The 17,834-nt window shown below is 69.3% G+C and carries 13 protein-coding genes; 5 read left to right on the top strand and 8 right to left on the bottom strand.

Going from position 1 to position 17,834, the window contains the following annotated elements:
- Positions 1 to 65: 65 nt before the first annotated feature.
- Positions 66 to 860: a sulfite exporter TauE/SafE family protein gene (locus WS92_RS24965; protein ID WP_009913406.1), complete on the top strand. Its 795-nt coding sequence runs from the start codon at positions 66 to 68 to the stop codon at positions 858 to 860.
- Positions 861 to 1,142: 282 nt separating this feature from the next.
- On the opposite strand, the gene WS92_RS24970 is transcribed toward WS92_RS24965, so the two are convergent.
- The 3 genes from WS92_RS24970 to WS92_RS24980 form a co-directional block, all read right to left on the bottom strand.
- Positions 1,143 to 2,996, bottom strand: a complete 1,854-nt coding sequence (locus tag WS92_RS24970) for a S10 family peptidase (RefSeq protein WP_059930864.1) — start codon at positions 2,994 to 2,996, stop codon at positions 1,143 to 1,145.
- 602 nt (positions 2,997 to 3,598) lie between these two features.
- Positions 3,599 to 5,698 (bottom strand): D-(-)-3-hydroxybutyrate oligomer hydrolase, encoded by a 2,100-nt coding sequence (locus WS92_RS24975; RefSeq protein ID WP_059930866.1) that lies wholly within the window; start codon positions 5,696 to 5,698, stop codon positions 3,599 to 3,601.
- Positions 5,699 to 5,817: 119 nt separating this feature from the next.
- Entirely contained in the window at positions 5,818 to 6,186 is a 369-nt protein-coding gene (locus WS92_RS24980) for a BON domain-containing protein (RefSeq protein ID WP_009913409.1), read from the bottom strand.
- Positions 6,187 to 6,531: 345 nt separating this feature from the next.
- Between WS92_RS24980 and WS92_RS24985 the strand changes: the two genes are divergently transcribed.
- From WS92_RS24985 to WS92_RS24995, 3 genes are all read left to right on the top strand, one after another.
- On the top strand, positions 6,532 to 7,959 hold the full coding sequence (locus WS92_RS24985) for a TAXI family TRAP transporter solute-binding subunit (RefSeq protein WP_061083898.1): 1,428 nt from the start codon (positions 6,532 to 6,534) through the stop codon (positions 7,957 to 7,959).
- A 97-nt stretch (positions 7,960 to 8,056) separates the two neighbouring features.
- On the top strand, positions 8,057 to 8,695 hold the full coding sequence (locus WS92_RS24990; protein WP_059930868.1) for a 2-hydroxychromene-2-carboxylate isomerase: 639 nt from the start codon (positions 8,057 to 8,059) through the stop codon (positions 8,693 to 8,695).
- Positions 8,696 to 8,768: 73 nt separating this feature from the next.
- Positions 8,769 to 9,716 (top strand): LysR family transcriptional regulator, encoded by a 948-nt coding sequence (locus WS92_RS24995; RefSeq protein ID WP_015600195.1) that lies wholly within the window; start codon positions 8,769 to 8,771, stop codon positions 9,714 to 9,716.
- 106 nt (positions 9,717 to 9,822) lie between these two features.
- On the opposite strand, the gene WS92_RS25000 is transcribed toward WS92_RS24995, so the two are convergent.
- The 4 genes from WS92_RS25000 to xdhA form a co-directional block, all read right to left on the bottom strand.
- A complete protein-coding gene (locus tag WS92_RS25000) occupies positions 9,823 to 10,227 on the bottom strand; it encodes a nuclear transport factor 2 family protein (protein ID WP_006025468.1) in 405 nt (134 codons plus the stop codon).
- Between the two features lie 121 nt (positions 10,228 to 10,348).
- Positions 10,349 to 11,131, bottom strand: a complete 783-nt coding sequence (locus WS92_RS25005; protein ID WP_059930870.1) for a substrate-binding domain-containing protein — start codon at positions 11,129 to 11,131, stop codon at positions 10,349 to 10,351.
- Positions 11,132 to 11,386: 255 nt separating this feature from the next.
- The gene (gene xdhB, locus WS92_RS25010; protein WP_059930872.1) at positions 11,387 to 13,750 is read right to left on the bottom strand and encodes a xanthine dehydrogenase molybdopterin binding subunit; all 2,364 of its coding nucleotides are present in this window, start codon (positions 13,748 to 13,750) and stop codon (positions 11,387 to 11,389) included.
- A 30-nt stretch (positions 13,751 to 13,780) separates the two neighbouring features.
- Positions 13,781 to 15,298, bottom strand: coding sequence for a xanthine dehydrogenase small subunit (gene xdhA, locus WS92_RS25015; RefSeq protein WP_015600133.1), 1,518 nt, complete (start codon positions 15,296 to 15,298; stop codon positions 13,781 to 13,783).
- A 306-nt stretch (positions 15,299 to 15,604) separates the two neighbouring features.
- Here xdhA and WS92_RS25020 point away from each other — a divergent pair, with 306 nt between their 5' ends.
- Positions 15,605 to 16,819 carry an MFS transporter gene (locus WS92_RS25020; RefSeq protein WP_015602092.1) on the top strand — a complete coding sequence of 405 codons (1,215 nt, stop codon included), beginning with the start codon at positions 15,605 to 15,607 and terminating at the stop codon, positions 16,817 to 16,819.
- Positions 16,820 to 16,937: 118 nt separating this feature from the next.
- Here WS92_RS25020 and WS92_RS25025 read toward each other — a convergent pair whose 3' ends face one another.
- The gene (locus WS92_RS25025; protein ID WP_059930874.1) at positions 16,938 to 17,828 is read right to left on the bottom strand and encodes a DMT family transporter; all 891 of its coding nucleotides are present in this window, start codon (positions 17,826 to 17,828) and stop codon (positions 16,938 to 16,940) included.
- Positions 17,829 to 17,834: the final 6 nt, after the last annotated feature.

Here is a 17,834-nt window from a genome sequence, read left to right on the forward strand (position 1 = left end):
GAGTTTTGCGACAATGACGGATTCACTTCGCGCCGTCGCTTTCAAACGCCTAACGTTCTCCGCCGATGTCGTTGCCCCATATCGATCTGCTGTACTCCCTGTCCGGCCTCTTCGTCGGTTTTCTCGTCGGCTTGACGGGCGTCGGCGGCGGCTCGCTGATGACGCCGATCCTCGTGCTGCTGTTCAACGTCCACCCGGCGACGGCGGTCGGCACGGACCTGCTCTACGCGGCGATCACGAAGGCGACGGGCACCTTCGTGCACGGGCTCAAGGGCACGGTCGAATGGCGGATCACCGGGCGCCTCGCGGCGGGCAGCGTGCCCGCCGCCGCGATCACGCTATGGTTCCTGCATTCGCACGGCATGCACTCGCAGGAAACCAGCCGGATGATCCAGTTCGTGCTCGGCGCCGCGCTGCTGCTCACGTCGCTGTCGCTGCTGTTCCGCCCGCAGCTCGCCGCGTTCGCCGCGAAGCGCACGCGCGCGCTGCCGCCCAGCCCGGCGCGCACGCTCGCCGCGACCGTGCTCACGGGCGCCGTGCTCGGCGTGCTCGTGTCGCTGACTTCGGTCGGCGCGGGCGCGATCGGCGTGACGGTCCTGCTGCTGTTGTACCCGGCGCTGTCGACGACGCGCATCGTCGGCTCCGACATCGCGCATGCGGTCCCGCTCACGCTCGTCGCGGGCGTCGGGCACTGGATGCTCGGCTCGGTCGACTGGTCGATGCTGGTTTCGCTGCTGATCGGATCGGTGCCCGGCATCGTCGTCGGCAGCCATCTGTCGGCGCGCGCGCCCGAAGGGCTGCTGCGCCGGCTTCTCGCGACGACACTCGTCGCAGTCGGCGCGAAGCTCGTGCTGTCCTGACGCACGGCGGCGCGCCAAGCAGCGTTCGCCGGCGTGCGGCGCGTGCACGCCTCGCCGCCGTCCTTCGCCCCTTCGCCCCTTCGCGTCGTTCACCCCGCTCGACGCCGCCGGCGAACCGCCGCACCATCGCAAAAAAACGCCTCGCGAGCGCCATGCGCGCGCGAGGCGAAGATCGCCGCGAAGCCGCCGTTTGTGTGAACCGCGCCGCTTGCTGCCGCTCGCTGCCGCGTGACGGCGGCGGGCGGGCGGCGGGCGGCGCGGCCGAAAACGGCTAGCCTCGCATCACTGCTCTTGCTCTTGCTGTTGCTTCTGCTGCTTCAACTGCAGCGCCTTCTGCTGACGCAGCAGCACGCGTTGCAGCGCCTTGCGGTCCGTGAGGATGCCGTCGTAGAACGTCGCGAGATCCGCCTTCATCGCGATCCGCGAGTGATCGTTCAGATAGATCATGTGACCCGACGGATAGTATTTCATCGTCAGGTTCGCCGACTTGATCGCCGGATCGAGCGGCATCTGCGCGAGCGTGAGCTCGGTCTGGTGGAACGGCGTCACCGCGTCGAAATAGCCGTTCGCCGACAGCACCTTCAGGTCCGGGTTCAGGCTCATCGTCGCGGCGAGATCGCCCGCCGTATACAGCGTGTTGCCGCCGCCGCGGTTCGCGCCCGTCGGGTCCGTGTGGCTGAAGTCCCAGTTGTTGAACACCTGGTCGTTCAGATCGACGAACGACGATGTCGACACGTACTTCAGGTCGTTGTTGATGTAGTCGTTCCACAGCACCGTGTACGCGCCGCCGACGTTGCTGATCGACGGATCGTTGCTGCCCGAGTTCGGCAGGATGTACGGCGCGATGCCCTTGCCCGTGTAGTTCGCGCGTCCGTCGTACTGGCCGATCTGGATGCCCGGCACGAGCGTCAGGAAGAACGTGTACGGCGGGTTGTCGTCGGACGAAGGCACGTTGCCGAGCGCGGCCGGATTGCCGAACGTCTGGATCAGCGAGACCGGATCGGTGCCGATGTACGCGCCCATCTGCTGCGCGGCCGCGAGGTTCAGGTTCAGCCGCACGTTGACGAAGCCGCCGTCCTGCGGATTCGGCGCCTGCGCGAGCGGCGTGAGCACGTTGTCCGCGTAGTTGCGCGCCTGCGCCATGTACGCGTCCAGATCGGCCGGTTTCGGGCTGACGGTCGTCTTGTTCCAGTAGAACGCATCGGCCGCGAGCGTCGGGAAGATGCCGATCGCGCTCACCGCGTTCGAGTAGTCGAGGATCGACGACTGCAGCGTGATCCCGTTCAGCTCGATGCCGTCCTCATGCAGCACCCACGACGTCACCGCGCTGCGCGCCGTGCCATACGATTCGCCGAACAGGAATTTCGGCGAGTTCCAGCGCGCGTACTTCGTCAGGTAGCGCTGGATGAAGCGGTCGATCGAGTGCGCGTCCTGGTCGACGCCCCAGAAGTCCTTGTTCTTCGCCGGTGCGATCGCGGCCGAGTAGCCGGTGCCGACCGGGTTGATGAACACGAGGTCCGAGCGGTCGAGCAGGCTCTCGGGGTTGTCGCGCAACCGGTACGGCGCGGGCGGCGTGAAGTTCGGGAACGACGACTGCAGACGCTTCGGCCCGAACGAGCCGAGCAGCAGGTACACCGACGACGAGCCCGGGCCGCCGTTGTAGAAGAACGTGACGGGGCGCGGCTTGTCCGGATTCGGATTGTCGAGCGTGTACGCGACGTAGAACATCTTCGCGTTCGGCTTCGACGTGATCGGATCGATCGTCACGAGGTGGCCGGCCGTCGCCGTGTAGGTGAGGATCTGGTCGCCGATCTTCACCTGCCGGTGCACGACCGCCGTGCCTTCCGTCGCGTCGGTGACTGAATCGTTCGGTCCGGTGCCGTAGACGTCGTTGTCGATATACGGCTGATCCGGCGGCAGCGCGGCGTTGGTCGTCGCGTCGGCAGCCGTCGTCGCGTTCGCCGACGTGTTCGTGTTCGCGACGTTCGCTGCCGCGAGCGACGGGCTGGCGCCGCCGCCGTCATCGCCGCCGCATGCGGCGACGAGCAGCGCGGCCAGCGCGGCAGCGGCGACCGGCCGTGCCGCCCTGAACAATCCGAGCGCGAAACCGTCTTTCAAGGACTTCTGTATCTTCATTATTGCCCTCTCGAATAGAACGATAAATTCCGCCGATTGAAACGGATGATTTCATCGACGCGCTTCGCCAGGAATGCGACCGTTATGCGACGCGCACCCCGAGCATTTTCTCCATGCGCGGCATCAGCGCACGGAATTATTTACCCGCCCGTATTTCCGGCTCGACGCACTGGAATCAATTCCAGAATAAAATCGGCAATCGCAATACCGATCGTGCGGGACGCCCCCTGCGTTCCGAGTAGACAAGCCCGCCCCTGCGCGCAGCGCGGGCGGCCGTGCACATTGTTTTCAGGAAAATAATCTCCCCTTCGATTTTCAATTAATCGAATAACGGAAATTCAGTTCGATTTTTCGAAGACCAAAAAATGTTTTCGAAAGTATTATTTAATAAAACTGAAATGCATGAGTCGCCTGTAATTTTTAAAAATGCGATCAAATACCGGCGCATATTAGAAGCGCCCGCCCGCAACGTAAAGTAAGAATTTGTTACAGCGGAACCGGCGAATCGCGCCGATGCGGCGGATGCTCGCCGGCCAATGAAAAACGGCCGGCCGCACGTGCGTGCAGGCCGGCCGTCGCGGCCAGCGAGTGTGCGCGGCGCGTCAGAGCGGCACGTCGATCACGCCCGCGTTCACGATGATCGCGTTCGCGCCCGGCGACTGGACGATCGGCGGCAGATTCGCCGTCGACAGCGCGGGCGCGGCGCCCGGCACGCCGCCGCGCGGCACCGTGCGAATCACCTGCGACGGCGGCAGCGGCGCGCCGTTCTTCAGGTGATTCCACATCAGGTTGAGCGCCTGCTCGTCGTAATAGTGAACCGGCACGAAGCGCGTGTCGAAGCCGGGCACCGCCAGGAACGCGTCGAAGTGCTGGCCGTTCGTCACTTCGTAGAACGCAAGCTGGCTCGCGCTGCCCTCGGTCGCGCTGTTTTGCGCGACATACGCGCGCGACGCGTGATTGACGGGCACGAGCGCGTCGCTGCGGCCATGCACGATGATAGCCGGCTTGTGCTGCAGATTCGCGGCCACACGCACCGCATCGACGTTCGCGCCGATGCCGAGCTGGCTCGCGGTCCATAGCTGGCGCAGGCAAAACGCGCCCGCGAAGCTCGCGTCCGGCGTCGCGAGCCGGTGGTCGACGCCGCCCGACGCGCCGTTGAACACGAGATTGATCCCGTTCGTCGGCGGCACGCCGTTGCCCGCGCCGAACAGGCTCGTCATCGGCGACGCGGCGGGCGGGGCAACGGCGCCCGTCGCCGGATTCGTCGTCGCGAAGCTGAAGTTGCAGAGGTTATCGGTGACGCGCGAGCGCGTGTAAGCGTTCGCATACGTGACCGCGATCGCCGGAATCGCCTGCGAATCCCACATCGGCGCCTGAAGCAGGTCGGAGTCCGCGAGGTAGCCGGCCGCATGCAGTTGCGCGAGCGCGTCGCTCGCCTGGGTCGCCGCATCGGCGCCCGACACGAGCCCGGCCGCCGCGAGCGTCGCGCAGCGCTGCGTGCGGATCGCCTGCGTGACGCCGACGGGCAGCGCGCTGAGGTAAGGCGCGCCCGTCGCGGCGACGGCCGCCGCCGCGCACGGTTGCAGCAGGTTCGCGAGCGTCGCGTAATCGGCGAGCGGCCGGCCGAACGACGGCACTCTCGCGCCGCCCTGCTCGACCGTCACGCCGGGCGTAAGGCGCACGTTGATCTGCGGCTCGCCGACGACGACCGCGGTGATCCAGCCGCGCGTGTCCTGCTCGGCCGCCGCGAGCGCCGACCCGCCGCCGTTGCTGACCGATGCGGCGATCGTCGTGATATCGCCCGGCCGATAGCGGATGCCGTGCTGCGTGATGTCGACGACGGGGCCGAACTGCTCGTTCAGCGCCCAGTACGCGAACTCGACCGCCTGCAGCGTCACGCGCCCCCAGTCCTGCTCGGGATTCTGCTGCGAATGCGCGTGCTTGTATGCGTAGCGGTTCGGAAACGCGCTGTTGAACGCGGCGAGCGTGCTGCTCGATTCGCTCGCGGTGAAGAGGCTCGCGCTGCCCGCGCTCGACGCGTTCGCAAGCGTGCCGTCGATCAGCGTGACGAGCCCCGTGCCGATCTCGTGCGCGCCGTTGCCGCCGCCCTTGTCATTGTACGCAACCGCGCAGCCCCGCTTCAGGCCCCACTCGCCCGCCGCGGCGATCGCGCCGTAGACGCCGCGCGAGCCCGACGCCGTCGCCGTCACGATGCACGGATTCGCCGGATCGAAGCTCGCCGGCACCTGCACGAGCAGCGTGACGTTCTTGCGGCCGCTGCCGTCGTCGGAGTACGCGAGATATTCGGTGCCGGGAATCTTGCCTTCGCCGAGCGTGTCGTTGCCCGCGAGGTCGACGTTCGGCCCCCAGAAGCGCCCGTAGCCGCCGTTCGGCGTGATGTCGACGAGCGCCCGGTAGTTCGAGTAGATCGCAAGGCGCCGCAGCTCCGCCGCGCTCGGTTGCGCCGGATTCGCGAAGCCCGGCCGCGTATCGCTGCCGAGGCCCGTCTTGCCGAGCCCCGCCGTCAGCAGATCATCGCTCGCGCCGTCGTAGGTCGTCTTGCGCACGCTGCCCGAAACGAAGCCGGGCAGCACGTTCACCTGCGCGTTGTCGTCGCTGTGGCACGCGCCGAGCAGCACGCCGCCGAGAAGCGCGAGCGCCAGCATCGGCGCGCGCCTCGATCCGCCCCTGATCGTCGTCATTGTTGCCCCCAGTCTGCCTGATTGGGTCGAATCGCCCGCTCGCCGGGCGGCGCGCGCCGCGCCCAGGCACGGCCGGCGCGCGCGGCGGGCGGCGTCGCTGCGCCGCCCGCGCCTCGCCGTCACTGCGGCTGCACGGACAGCTTGTTGTCGACCGACACGACGCCCGCGACGCCCTTCGCCGCCTCGACCGCCTTGTCGATCTGCGACGCGTCCGGCACCGAGCCCTCGAGCGTCACGATTCCGCCTTTCGTGCGTACCGTGATGTTCGACACATTCACGCCGTTCGCCTTCGAGATCGCCTTGCGCACCGCGTAGCCGAGCTTGCGGTTCGACTTGCGCGCGGTCTTCGCGGCGGCCTTCGACGCGTTCTGCGCGGCGGCGGGCGCGCTCGCCTCGGGCGCGGCGTCGCTCCCCTGCGCGAGTGCGTTGCCGCATGCGAGCGCCGCGACGATCATGCCTGCGACAGCCTTCGATACGATCGGTTTCATGCGTTCTCCTGGTTCTGGTTGTTTCGACGGGAACCGCGACAGCAGGCGATGCTCGGTCATGAACGGACCGCGATGCGGCGTCGCGCGACGCCGCACGACGGCTGCGCGAGATGTTGCGGGAAAAGCGCCGGCCCGGAACCGGGCCGCGTCGCGCCGGGCGTGGCCGCGCAAAAAGGGCGCCCGCGCGGCCGCGTTCGATAGCTGAACGCGAACGCGCGGCGCGCCCTGCACAATGTAATCCACAGTGCGCATGTGCGCCAAGTTCTCGTGCTGCGGCGCGGCGCTGCCGCAGCGGCGCCGAACTCGGGTACCATCGCCGCGAACAGATCGCCCGCCGTCAGCCTCATGAAGCCAGAACCCACCCGCCGCCACCGGCCGCATCGCATCGTCGCCCGCTTCATCGCAGTGTCGTGGCGCGATCTCGCGATGTCGATCGGGCCGACCGTCGTGCTGTCGATCGCCGCGATCTGGCTCGCGATCGCGCTGATCCAGCCCGCGCCGCCGACGTCGCTCACGATCTCCGCGGGCCCGCCCGGCAGCACGAACTGGCGCGCGGCGCAGCGCTACAAGCAGATCCTCGCGAAGAACGGCGTGATGCTCGACGTGCTCGAATCCGAGGGCTCGGCCGAGAATCTCGCGCGGCTGTCGGACCCGGCGCGCAAGGTCGACGTCGGCTTCGTGCAGAGCGGCATCGAGCAGAAGGAAAAGCACGAGGATCTCGTGTCGCTCGGCAGCGTCGGCTACGTGCCGCTCGCGATCCTCTATCGCGGGCCCGTGATCGAGCGGCTGTCGCAGTTCAAGGGCAAGCGGCTCGCGCTCGGGGCCGAGGGCGCGGGCGCGCACGAGCTCGGCCTCGCGCTCCTGAAGATGAACGGCATCGCGCCGGGCGGCCCGACCGCGCTGCTGCCGCTGTCCGGCGAGGACGCCGCGCGCGCGCTGACGGAAGGCCGCATCGACGCGGCGTTCCTGTCCGGCGACTCGACGCAGATTCCCGTGATGGCGAAGCTGTTCCGCGCGCCCGGCGTGCATTTCTATTCGTTTGCGCAGGCCGAGGCGTACACGCGGCGCTTCCCGTACCTCACCGACATCACGCTGCCGATGGGCGTCTACGATCCGGGCACGAACCTGCCGCCGTCGGACATCCACACGCTGTCGCCGACCGTCGAGCTGATCGCGCGCGACACGCTGCATCCCGCGCTGTCGGACCTGCTCATCGAGGCCGCGCGCGAAGTGCACGGCCGCGCGACGATCCTGCAGCGCGCGGGCGAATTTCCATCGCCCGTCACGCACAGCAGCTTCCTGTTGTCCGACGACGCCGCGCGCTACTACAAGTCGGGCAAGACGTTCCTGTACCGGAAGCTGCCGTTCTGGGTGGCGAGCCTCGTCGACCGGCTGCTCTTCATCGTCGTGCCGCTCATCGTCGTGCTGATTCCGGGGCTGCGGCTCGTGCCGGCGCTGTACGGCTGGCGCGTGCGCTCGCGGATCTACCGGTGGTACGGCGCGCTCATCGCGCTCGAGCGCAGCGCGCTTGGCGAGCACACCGCGCAAGAGCGCATCGTGCTGCTCGACAAGCTCGACGACGTCGAGGAATCGGTCAACCGGATGAAGATGCCGCTTGCGTACGCCGGCCAGTTCTACGTGCTGCGCGAGCACATCGGCTTCGTCCGCGAGCGGCTGCTCGCGCGCGAGCACGAGACGCCACAGCCCGCCGCGGCCGCGCCGAAAGCCGCCGGCGCGCCGCCCGCCGGCACGCGAGCGTCGGGCGACGCTTGAGCCGAAAATCCGTCGCGACGGCTGCATTTGCCCACGCCGCCGCGTAACATTCAACAAAGAGGCCGCGCGTTGCGTCCTATTCCTCAGGAGACTCTCCATGACCGTCGGCCTCGACGCCTCCCAGCCGATATGGTTCTACGACTTCCTGTCGCCGTTCTCGTATCTGCTGCTGGAGCAACACGACAAATGGCCCGGCATCGCGTTCGCGCTCACGCCGGTGGCACTCGCCGAACTGCATCGCCACTGGGGCCAGCGCCCCGCGTCCGGCGTGCCCGCGAAGCGCGTCTTCATCTACCGGCACGCGCTCTTTCGCGCCGAGCAGCTCGGCATCCCGTTCAGGATGCCGCCCGCGCATCCGTTCGATTCGACGCGCGCGCTGCTGCTCGCGATCGCGCTCGATTCGGACGTCCAGGCGATCCGCGAGATCTTCCGCTTCATCTGGCGCGAGGGGCGCGATCCGTCCGCGCCCGACAACTTCGCCGAGCTGTGCGGCCGCGTCGGCATCGCGCACGACGACGACCGGCTCACGTCGGACGAAACGCGCGCGCAACTGCGCCGCAACACCAACGACGCGATCTCCCTCGGCGTATTCGGCGTGCCGACGTTCTGGCTGAACCGCCAACTGTTCTGGGGCGAGGACGCGCTGCCGATGCTGCTCTATTGCGCGCGCACGCCGAGCTGGCTCGAATCGAGTGAAGTCAGGCGCATCAGCACGCTGCCGTCCGGGCTCGCATGACGCTGCCCGCCTCGCTGCCCTGCGCTCGCGCGACGCGCGGCGAGCGCGCCTGATGTTGCCTTCCCCGCCGCCGATGCGACCGGATCAGGAGCGCGCCGCGTCGCTCGACATCTGGCTCGTGCGCGTGCTGCGCACGCTGCTCGTCGAGCGCAGCGTGACGCAGGCCGCGCTGCGCCTGAACCAGACCCAGCCCGCGATCAGCGCCGCGCTGCGCAAGCTGCGCGACGCGCTCGGCGACCCGCTCCTCGTGCGCGGCAAGACGGGCATGGTGCCAACCGAGTACGGCGCGTCGCTTCTCGACGCGGCCGAGCGCGCGCTGCGCGACGTCGACTTCGTCTCGACGCCGCACGGCCCGTTCGATCCCGATACCGCGCGCCGCACGTTCCGGATCGCCGCGCCCGACTATCTGAACGACTTCTTCATGCCGACGCTCGTCGCGCGCTTTCGCGCGGCCGCGCCGCACGCGCGCATCGAGATCGATTCGCTGAATCCGTCGCTCGATCACGCGGCCGCGCTCGATTCGGGCGCGCTCGATCTCGTGATCGGCAACTGGCCGAAGCCCGATCCGCGCTTCGTGCGCACCGACCTGTTCTCGGACACCGTTGTCTGCCTGATGCGGCACGACCATCCGCTCGCGCGCGCGCCGCTCACGCGCGACGCGTATGCGAGCGCCGTGCATCTCGCGCCCGCGCCGTACATCGGCGCGCGGCACAACGCGATCGAGCTCGGCCTCGCGCGGGCAGGCATCGCGCGGCGCGTCGCCGCGACGCTGCCGTACTTCGGGCTCGTACCGCAGGTGCTGCTGCAATCGGACCTGATCTTCACGACGACGCGCCGCTTCGCGCTCCATTACGCGCAACTGCTGCCGCTCGTCGTCGTCGCGCCGCCCGTGCCGTTTCCGCGCATCCGGTGCTATCAGCTCCGGCACCCGGCGCCCGATCGGCCGACCGACGTCGACTGGCTGGGCGCGCTGATGGCCGATGTGTCGGCGGAATTGACGGCGCGGGGGAAGCGGCGGTAGTTGCCGGTGGTCGGCGTGATGGCCGATGCGATCAGCATCGGGCCGTCGCTGGCTGCGCCGCGCGCCGCCCGTTCGCCGGTGCACGCATCGCCGAATCGCGAACGGCTCACTTCGCGCAGAACGTTTCCTGCAGATGCGTCCAGCACACCGCGCCCGTGCGCGGGTCGCGCTCGAACACGGCGGTCGAGCGGCGCGTCGGCAGCTCGCCTGTCGCGTCGGACTGGAACTCGCAGTAGCTGACGACGCCGCGCGCCGCGTCCGCGACGAGCGCGCGCATCTCCGAAAAAGTGATCCTCAAGCCGGGCTTGCGGCCGGCGAGCCGCGCGAACAGCGCGCGCGTGGCCGCGTGATCGTAGACGTCGCCGTCGGTGCCGACCATCGTGAAAGACGGCGCGAAGCGCGCCATCAGCGCGTCGAGCGCCCCAGGCCCGGACACGTCGCCCGAGAGCCAGCCGCCGATCGCGTCGCAGCCGGCGACGACTTCGTCGAAATATGGTTGATGCGCTTGCATGGGTCTGCCTCGTTGACGCGAGCGGCGTGTGGCGCGTGTGGCGCGCGAGATGACGAGTGTACCGGCTCCCGCGGCGCATGGTCGGCGCAATGCGCGGCGTCGCCCCCGGTGGCGCAACGAATCAGCGCGCCGGCACCGGGTCGAGGCCCGTCTTGCGCACGTCGTCGGCCGACGCGGGGGACGCCAGATAGTCGAGCAGCGCGCGCGCCTCGCGCGGATGTTTCGCACCGACAGGAATCCCGCCCGCGAAGCGCGTCACCGATTGCAGCGACTCCGGGATCTTGCCGACGAACGTCACGCCCCGCACCGGCAGCAGTTCGCTCACCTGCTGGAAGCCGAGCGCATAGGCGCCGTCGGCGACCTTCGACGCAACCGGAATGCGCGGCACCATCGTCGCCTTCGGCCTGACCTCGGCCTCGACGCCGAGCCGCTTGAAGAGCTCGTTCTGGACGTAGACGCCGCTCGCGCTGTCCGAGTACGCAACCGACTTCGCCTGCAGCAGCGCGGCCTTCAGCGCGCCGGGCGTGCCGATGTCGGGCACGGGCTCGCCCGCGCGCACGACCGCGCCGATCCGCGAATCCGCGAGCTCGACGCGCGAGCCCGGATCGACCTTGCCTTCGCTGATCAGCTTGTCGAGCGCATAGCCGACCATGATCACGACGTCGGCCGGCTCGCCGCGCGCGAGCCGGTTCGGGATCGCCTCCGGCGTCGCGCCCATCGACGGGCCGTACGCGATGTCGAGCGTATTGCCCGTCGCCGCCTCGAACTTCGGCGCGAGCAACTTGTACGCGGCCGTGAAGCCGCCGGAATTCATCACGTGCAGCTCGGCCGCGTGCGCTTGCGCGAGCGCGGCGGCCGCGGCCAGCAGCGCGGCGCCGATGGGCTTCGTCAGGGGATGTCTCATCGTTTTCGTCGTCGTCGGTGTCGTCGGTGTCGTCGGTGTCGATCGGTGTCGGGGAGAAAGCGACGATCATCTTCGCGGAAACCGGTTCCGCTGAAAAGCGCAGGTTTATACGGATCGGTTCAATTCGCTTCGCAGCGTCTCTGCGTTGCGCATTCGCGCGTCGCGACAATCGTCGCATTGCGCTGCCGCGCCTCGCGACGCATGTCACCCGCCAATGCGCGACGCGCGATCACGCCGCCGTGCAACCGCCCCGCATCACGCCCCCGCCCGCGCGGCGCGCACCGCCTGCACCGCGCGCAGGATCGACTCGCCCGTCGCGGGCGCGGCGAGCGGCGGATTGATCGCGTAATCGCCGAGCGCCGCAATCGCGTCGCGGATCGCGAAGAACACCGAGAACGGCAGCAGCAACGGCGGCTCGCCGACCGCCTTCGAGCGGTGAATGCTGTCCTCCCCGTTGCGGTTGTCGAACAGCTTCACGCGGAAGTCCGGCGGACAGTCGTTGACGGTCGGGATCTTGTATGTCGACGGCGCGTGCGTCATCAGCTTGCCGCCGTCGTTCCACCACAGCTCCTCGGTCGTGAGCCACCCCATCCCCTGGATGAACGCGCCCTCCACCTGCCCGATGTCGAGCGCCGGATTCAGCGACGCGCCGACGTCGTGCAGCACGTCCGCGCGCAGTACGCGCATCTCGCCCGTCAGCGTGTCGACGACGACTTCCGACACCGCCGCGCCGTACGCGTAATAGAAGAACGGCCGCCCGCGCAGCGCCGCCTGATCCCAGTGCAGCTTCGGCGTCGCATAGAAGCCGTCCGACCAGAGCTGCACGCGCGCGCGATACGCATGGGCGACAAGCTCCTCGAACGGCACCGCCGTCTCGCCGACGCGCACCTCGTCGTGCGCGAAGCGCACGTCGGCCGCGCACGCGTTGCCGCCGCCGACATGCTCGGCCGCGAACGCGGCGAGCCGCTCGCGCAACTGGCGCGCGGCGTCCTGCGCGGCCTTGCCGTTCAGGTCGGAGCCTGTCGACGCCGCGGTCGCCGACGTGTTCGCGACCTTGCTCGTATCGGTCGCCGTCACGCGAATCCGCGCGAAGCCGACGCCCAGCTCGTGCGCGACGACCTGCGCGACCTTCGTGTTGAGCCCCTGGCCCATCTCGGTGCCGCCGTGGTTCACGAGGATCGAGCCGTCGGTGTAGATGTGGACGAGCGCGCCCGCCTGGTTGAAATGCGTGACGTTGAACGCGATGCCGAACTTCACCGGCGTGAGGGCGATGCCCTTCTTCAGCACCGGGCTCGCCGCGTTGAACGCGCGCGTCGCCGCGCGGCGCGCGCGATACGCGCTCGTCGCCTCGATCTCGGCGATCAGCTCGGGCAGCACGTTGTCCTCGATCGTCTGCCCGTACGGCGTCACGTTGCGCTCGGTCTTGCCGTACAGGTTCGCGCGGCGCACGTCGAGCGGATCGCGGCCGAGCGCGCGCGCGACGCTGTCGACGATGTACTCGATCGCGAACGCGCCCTGCGGGCCGCCGAAGCCGCGAAACGCGGTGTTCGACTGCGTGTTCGTCTTCCCGCAGCGCCCGACGATCGACACGTCGGGCAGCCAGTACGCGTTGTCGAAGTGGCACACGGCGCGCGTCATCACGGGCCCCGACAGATCGGCGGAGAAACCGCAGCGCGACGTCATGTCGACCGAGACGCCCTCGATCACGCCCGCGTCGTCGTAGCCGACGTCGTAGCGGTAATGGAAGTCGTGCCGCTTGCCGGTGATCATCATGTCGTCGTCGCGATCGGGGCGCAGCTTCACCGGGCGCTGCAGCTTCCAGGCGGCGAGCGCGGCGCAGCACGCGAACAGGCCCGATTGCGATTCCTTGCCGCCGAAGCCGCCGCCCATGCGCCGGCATTCGACGAGCACGTCGTGCGACGCGAGGCCCAGCACGTGCGCGACGAGATGCTGCATCTCGCTCGGATGCTGCGTCGAGCTGTACACGTGCATCGCGCCGTCTTCCTTCGGCACCGCATACGCGATCTGCCCTTCGAGATAGAACTGCTCCTGGCCGCCCAACGTGAGTTCGCCCGCGTCGCGATGCGCGGCGCGCGCGATCCGTGCGGGCGCGTCGCCGCGCGCGAGCTTCATCGGCGGCAGCACGTACGAGTCGGCCGCGCGCGCGGCCTGCGCGGTCAGGATCGCCGGCAGCTCGTCGTATTCGATCTGCGCGAGACGCGCGGCGCGGCGCGCGGCATCGTGCGACGCCGCGACGACGACGAACATCGGCTGCCCGACGTACTGGACGACGCCGTCGGCGAGCACCGGATCGTCGTGGACGATCGGCCCGCAATCGTTCGCGCCCGGAATGTCGGCCGCGGTCAGCACCGCGACGACGCCCGCCGCCACGCGCACCGCGTCGAGCCGCATCGACACGATCCTCGCATGCGGCTTCGCGGACAGGCCGAGCGCCGCGTGCAGCGTGCCCGCGACGAGCGGGATGTCGTCGGTGTAGGTCGCGCGCCCGCTCACGTGCAGATGCGCGGATTCATGCGGCCGCGACACGTGGACCTGCTTGAACGCGTCGCGCCCGGCGTCGGCGGTGAAGCTCAGGAAAGGTTCGGCTTGCTGATTCATGATGCGATGGCTCCGCTTGGCGTCGATCGGTCAGGAGGCGGCCGGCTCGGCGGCGACTTCGCGCACGTTCACGGCCGACGCGGGCAGCGGATCGTGCGGGCGGGTCTCCAGCCAGAAGCGGTACAGCAGGTTCTTCGCGGTCTCGAGCCGATACGCGCTCGTCGCGCGCATGTCGGTGAGCGGCGCGTAGTCGTCACCGAGCGCGCGCATCGCGGCGAGCGCGGCGGCCTCGTCCCATACGGCGTCGGCAAGCGCGGCTTCCGCGTGCGATGCGCGCTTCGGCGTCGCGGCCATGCCGCCGAACGCGATGCGCGGCGCGCGGATCGCATCGCCGTCGGCGATGAACGCGAACGCCGCGCAGACGGCCGAGATGTCGGAATCGAAGCGCTTGGACAACTTGTACGTGCGAAAGCGCAGGTTCGCGCGCGCGCCGGTGCGCTTGGGCACCTTCAGCGCGACGACGAGCTCGTGCTCGGCCATGTCCTTCTTCTGATAGCCGACATACAGCGCCTCGAGCGGCAGCTCGCGCGTTGCGTCGCCGCCGCGCAGCACGACCCGCGCGCCGAGCGCGATCAGGCCCGGCATCGCATCGCCGATCGGCGAGCCGTTCGCGACGTTGCCGCCGATCGTCCCCGCGTTGCGGATCGGCAGCGACGCGAAGCGCTTCCACATCTCGGCGAGCTCCGGATAATGCGCGGCGAGCGCCGCATACGCGGCCTCGAGCGTCGCGGCCGCGCCGATCTCGATCCAGTCGTCGCGCTCGGCGATCCGGCGCAGCTCGGGCACCTGGCCGACATAGAGCACGTCGCCCAGATCGCGCAACTGTTTCGTCACCCACAGGCCGACGTCGGTGCTGCCCGCGAGCACGCGCGCGGCGGGCTTCTCGGCCTTCAGCCGCGCGAGCGCGTCGAGCGTGCGCGGCGCGTCGAACGATCGGCCCGCGTGCTCGTAGTGGAACGTGCCCTCGCGGCGCAGCGCTTCCAGCGTGCGCGCGAGCGCGGCGACGTCGACGTGAACCTTCGGCGGCGGCGCGTCGAACATCCGCACCGCCGCGTCGACGATCGGCCGGTAGCCGGTGCAGCGGCACAGATTGCCGGTGAGCGCGTCGGCGATCTGAGCGCGCGACGGCGTCGTGCGATCGGCGCGCTGCGCGTCGTGCCCGTGCCGCGCGTAGAGCGCCCACATCGACATCGCGAAGCCCGGCGTGCAAAAGCCGCACTGCGAGCCGTGGCATTCGACGAGCGCGTCCTGCACCGGATGCAGCGCGCCGTCCGGCTGGCGCAGGTCCTCGACCGTGAAAAGCGCGCGGCCGTCGAGCGTCGGCAGGAACTGGATGCACGCGTTGACCGCCTTGAACTCGACGCCGCCCGCGTCGGCGAGCTCGCCGACGACGACCGTGCACGCGCCGCAATCGCCTTCCGCGCAGCCTTCCTTCGTGCCGGTGCAATGCGCGTCCTCGCGCAGATACTGGAGCACCGTGCGGGTCACGTCCGCGCCGCTGACTTCGCGGATCGCCCGGCGATGATAGAAACGAATCGGCTCACTCATGTTGCATCGTTCTCGCTGCGTCGTTCTCGAAAATGGGGACACGACCCGACGCGGCGGCGGCGCGCGGCACCCGAGCGGTGCCCAAGCGGCGCGCGGACCGCCGCCGCGGCCGTCGTCGTCATATTTCGCACGCTATCACCGTCAAATTCCGGAACCCATAGCCGGCCGCGCATGCGGTTTATATCGCTGCGGCGATATGCCGCCTTGCACAGTGGTTTAACTAAGCGGTACCTGCAGGAAAACCGGTTCCATGTAAAAATTCGGCTTTCGCATCAACCGGATGCTCGCCTTCGTTCCGTCCCCGCAATGTCAGCCGATTCCGCCTCTTCCCCCCGCAGCGCGTTCGCGACGACGCTGCAGATCGTCTCCGTCGTCTCGTTCACGTTCGTCTGCTATCTGACGATCGGCCTGCCGCTCGCCGTGCTGCCGGGCTTCGTTCATGACGAACTCGGCTTTTCGGCGGTCGTCGCGGGCGCGGCGATCAGCGTGCAGTATTTCGCGACGCTCGCGTCTCGGCCGCTCGCCGGCCGCTACGCGGATACGCTCGGCCCGAAGCGCACCGTGCTGCGCGGGCTCGCCGCGAGCGGCGCGAGCGGCGCGCTCTTGCTCTGCGCATTCGCGTTCGCGCGCTGGCCGGCCGCGAGCATCGCGCTGCTCGTCGCGAGCCGGCTCGTGCTCGGCGTCGGCGAAAGCCTCGTCGGCACGGGCGCGATCCTGTGGGGGATCGGCCGCGTCGGCCCCGCGCACAACGCGCGCGTGATCTCGTGGAACGGCATCGCGACGTACGGCGCGCTCGCGATCGGCGCGCCCGTCGGCGTCGCGATCTCACATGCGCTGATTCCCGCGGTGCTCGGCGTGCTCGTGATCGCGCTCGCGGCGCTCGGCTACTGCCTCGCGCGGCGGATCGCGCCCGTGCCGCTCGTGCACGGCGAGCGGATGTCGTATGCAAGCGTGTTCACCCGCGTGCTGCCGCACGGCCTCGGCCTCGCGCTCGGCTCGGCCGGCTTCGGCTCGATCGCGACGTTCATCACGCTCTACTACGCGGCGCGGCACTGGCCGAATGCCGCGCTGTCGCTGACCGTGTTCGGCACGCTGTTCATCGGCGCGCGCCTGCTGTTCGCGAACACGATCAAGACGCACGGCGGGTTCCGCGTGGCGATCGTGTCGTTCGCCTTCGAATGCGCGGGCCTCTTGATGCTGTGGCTCGCGCCCGTGCCGCACGTCGCGCTCGTCGGCGCCGCGCTGACGGGCTTCGGCTTCGCGCTGATCTTTCCCGCGCTCGGCGTCGAGGCGGTCGCGCTCGTGCCACCCGCGAGCCGCGGCGCGGCGCTGTCCGCGTATTCGGTGTTTCTCGATCTGTCGCTCGGGATCACGGGGCCGCTCGCCGGCTACGTCGCGGGCGCGTTCGGCTATCCGCAGGTGTTCCTGTGCGCGGCCGTCGCAGCGGCGGCGGGCGTCGCGCTGTCGACGGCGCTGTATCAGCGGCAGGCGCGTCTGTCCGGCAGCGGCGCGCCCGCCTGAGCGGCCGGCCGGCGACGCCGCATCCGACGGCGGCCGCGCGCCGCGCCGGTTGCGGAACGAAACGGACGACGCACACGAAAAGGCCGCCCGCGCGCGACGGCCCGCCACGCCCCTCCGCTCAGGCGGTCCGCACGAAGAGCCGGCGCGTCAGATCGAACGCGACCAGATTGCCGGCGACGACGAGCATCAACCCGACGACCGCGACCGGCGACCACCGGTAGCCCTCGAACACGGTCGACACGGCGAGCGCGACGATCGGGAACAGCACCGTGCAATAAGCGGCGCGCTCTGGCCCGAGCCGGCCGACGAGGGTCAGGTATGCAGTGAACCCGATCACCGAGCCGGGCACCGCGAGATAGACGAGCGCGGCGAGATAGCGCGGGCTCGTATCGGGCGCGAGCGGCAGTCCGGCCGCGATGCTGCCGGCGGTCAGGATCGCCGCGCCGATCAGCATCGCCCATCCGTTGGTCGCGAGCGGATGCAGCCCCATCGCCTGCATCCGGCTCGACAGCAGATTGCCCGCCGAGAAGCACATCGTGCCCGCCAACGCGATTGCCAGGCCGATCCAGGTCGCGCGATCGTCGACGTGCCCCGCCATCTGCTGCCAGAACAGGCACCCGATGCCGGTCAGTCCGAGCAGCGCGCCCGCGATCGCGGACTGCCGCAGCGGCCGCCCCATGAACAGCCGCCCGTTGATCGAGTTCAGGAGCGGCGCGGTCGAGAACACCACCGCGACGAGGCCGCTCGGCACGACCTGCTCCGCGTAGTAGAAGCACAGGAAATTGAGGCAGAAGAGCGCGACGCCCTGCGCGACGAGAAAGCGCCATGCGTCGCGCGGCGGCCGGATCGGCCTGCGCATCGCGCGCAGCAGCACGAACATCGCCGCGGCCGCGAGCCAGAAGCGCCACGCGATCGACACGGGCGGCGGCACGCCGCCCAACTGCCATTTGATCGCGATCCAAGTGGTGCCCCAGATCAGCACGGTGACGACGTAAAGCGACAGATTCATGGCGAA

It is taken from the genome of Burkholderia sp. MSMB1588 (assembly GCF_001546925.1).
Taxonomy (GTDB): Bacteria; Pseudomonadota; Gammaproteobacteria; order Burkholderiales; family Burkholderiaceae; genus Burkholderia; species Burkholderia humptydooensis.